This is a genomic window from Halohasta sp. A2 (assembly GCF_056175805.1).
The window spans coordinates 1-2822 of record NZ_JAQFWV010000143.1 but is presented as its reverse complement, the minus strand read 5'-3'; the positions used below and the strand labels follow the sequence as shown (position 1 = coordinate 2822).

At 48.3% G+C, this 2822-nt stretch carries 1 protein-coding gene; it reads right to left on the bottom strand.

Annotated features, from left to right (window positions below; genetic code table 11):
* Positions 1 to 530: 530 nt before the first annotated feature.
* Entirely contained in the window at positions 531 to 1784 is a 1254-nt protein-coding gene (gene ilvA / locus O2S87_RS18405; RefSeq protein ID WP_475410183.1) for a threonine ammonia-lyase, read from the bottom strand.
* Positions 1785 to 2822: the final 1038 nt, after the last annotated feature.

Sequence of the window (2822 nt, the reverse complement as noted above, 5' to 3'; positions counted from 1 at the left end):
TAAAATTAAACGTCACGAGTAAATCCTTACGCAGTATAGTGTTTTCAGCTAGATAAATTTGCCGTGATGAACGCTCAAGAGCTACAGAATCTGACGTTTCTGTCGGTGTTTCTTGGACAGGCTGATACTCGACGGCAATCAACCCAAGCGAGAAAGCATCTTAATCCCGATCGTCGTCACTGAACCCCTGACAGCCGCTGGTTTCGATGAAATGTATCGGAGCTTATCACGCTATTCAAGGCCTAATTGGCGGTATCTCTACTTTGTGTCCAACTTCGTTTCAATACAAGTGAGAACACTTTCCAACATCAAGCGAAACGTGAGATTTTTTCTCTCCGGTATTGAGGTTGGTAATCGAGATGTTGTGAAACCAAATATTGTTAGAGAAATGTTATATTGTGTCTTCAAAATTTGGACTACTGGAATATGCCTGTTCTCAGATCGCGCCACCACAGTTCATCTGTTCATATTGGTCTACGATGTTTGTGTCTACATACTGTTCAAACGTATATATCCCGTCAGTTAGTGGACTATGATTCCGCAACTTCACGGTTGATCAGTTCAACTTCGTAGCCGTGATCGACGATCGAGTCGATGATGTTGCTAGCGTGTTCCGCACCGCTAGTCTCGACCTGGAAGATCAGGTATGCATCACCTACGTCGAGATCTTCTAGTGCACGATCGTGCCTAACTGTCTGAATATTGGCCCCGTGATCAGCAATGATGCCCGAAAGCTCCGACATTTTCCCAGGACGGTCGTCGATGTGAACCCGCAATCGAAGGATCTGCTCTCGACGTGTGAGGGCGTGTATAAGTATCGCACGGAGCATCGTCATATCAAGATTTCCGCCACACAGTAGTGGCATAACCCGATCACCCTCGACATCAAGGTCATCGCTTCGGATCGCTGCAACTGAGGCAGCACCAGCTCCTTCGATCAGTTGCTTGGCTCGCTCCATCAAGATTAGAGCGGATTCTGCGATCTCGCTATTGGTCACCGTGACGACCTCGTCGACGTACTGATCCATGATAGACAGCGTAAGATCGGATATTCCGCCGGTTGCAATTCCATCTGCGATCGTATCTACCGAGTCAAGCGTCTGAGGGGTCCCTTTATCAAGGCTGTCTGGGACTGTCTCTGCCCCTGCTGCTTGTACACCGACGACTTTCGTCTCCGGGCTGTGTTCTGCAAATGCAGTCGCGATGCCACTGATGAGCCCACCACCGCCGATCGGGACGACAACGGTTTCGACATCTGGGAAGTCCTTGACCATTTCTACCCCCAGTGTTCCTTGCCCAGCGACGATATCGGGATCATCGAACGCGTGAACGAACTCGGCGTTCGAGTTTGATGCCAGGCGCTGTGCGTATTCTGTGGCTGCCTGGAAGTCCTGCCCAACGAGTTCAACAGTAGCACCGTACCCACGGGTCGCGTCGATTTTTGTCTGTGGTGCGGTCTTTGGCATAACAATTGTTGACTCCACACCCAATTTCGTCGCGGCAAGAGCGACACCTTGTGCGTGGTTTCCGGCACTCGCTGCGATGACCTGACTGATATCGGCCTCTGCAAGACAAGTTTTAATCTTGTTATACGCGCCACGGGTTTTGAACGAACCAGTCCACTGGAGATGTTCAAACTTCAGTACGACCTCCTCAGCCCCTGTCATCTTTTCGAGCGAGGTACTCCGCTCGATCGGGGTTCGTTTAACTACCGATGGATCATTAAGTCGCTCCTGTGCAGCTTCGATATCCGCGTACGTGACTAGCTGGTGATCATTTCTCATTCGGTTCTCACCTTGAAGTGGCAGACGAGTCGATGTGGCGTGATCGACGTCGATTTATATAATACTTTTTTAATTTGGCCTTGAATCGGATCATGAAATTCAGCTTTGTACTGTCAATATTTGTCAGTGCCGACTCCATGGCCAATCGATTTTGAGACTGCTCTGGATGATTGGTGTCTTGACCGTGTTGGACGGAGGGGTCACCGGGACTGTCTTGCAAGTCTATCTGAACCCTGCGAACGATCTTGTTTCCGTTAAAGCTGCGGGTCACTGTAACCCACCTCCTATGCTGTCAAAGCCGTAGTGTATATCACGTATCATGTGTCTCGGTACGTTCGCCCGGTGGTTCGCGGCTATTGCTGCCTCTATTCCGGGCGTTACTGCTACATACAACTGTGCCTGCTAATTAATTCATGCATAGTCGGAAATCTGGGCCGCAAATCACTGTTAGTCCGATTACACAATTACTACACAATCTGGTAGTTATTGTCAGATAGAACAGTCATCTGCTGAATCGACTTGATCAGACTTCGGGCGGTAAAGTCTGAACTGATTGATTCTCAGTACCTGCGTGGGAAAAGTCATAGCGTCCAGCCTTGAGGTGGACTCTTGACTACCGCTTGAATAGTCGTTCTATTCGAGCAAGAGTTTCACTTGATACTCCGGGGAGATAGAACTCCTTGTCACGTTGTTCGTCGATGGCTGGCTGCTTTACGATTTTAGCTTGACTCATGTATACCGTTTGTAACCGAGTAGATTTAAAAATTTTGGTTTTGTGGTTGTAAAAATATTTTAATCACATTAAACTCATATATATACTTCCCGTGACATCCAATTAATATATATTCAAAATAAGTTTTGCTACTCAAGAAATGTGCTGTCGTTCGGGCGTCTGCTGGGTATGATTAATCGTATGTGTTTAGCCCGAGCTGATTTCGGTATTGTCTCGTAGGAAGCGTTCAACGGATGCGATATGAACAGACAGCAGAGGTTGGATGCGCCCCTTAGGGATGGGCTCCGCAGCGGAGCCCATCCCAT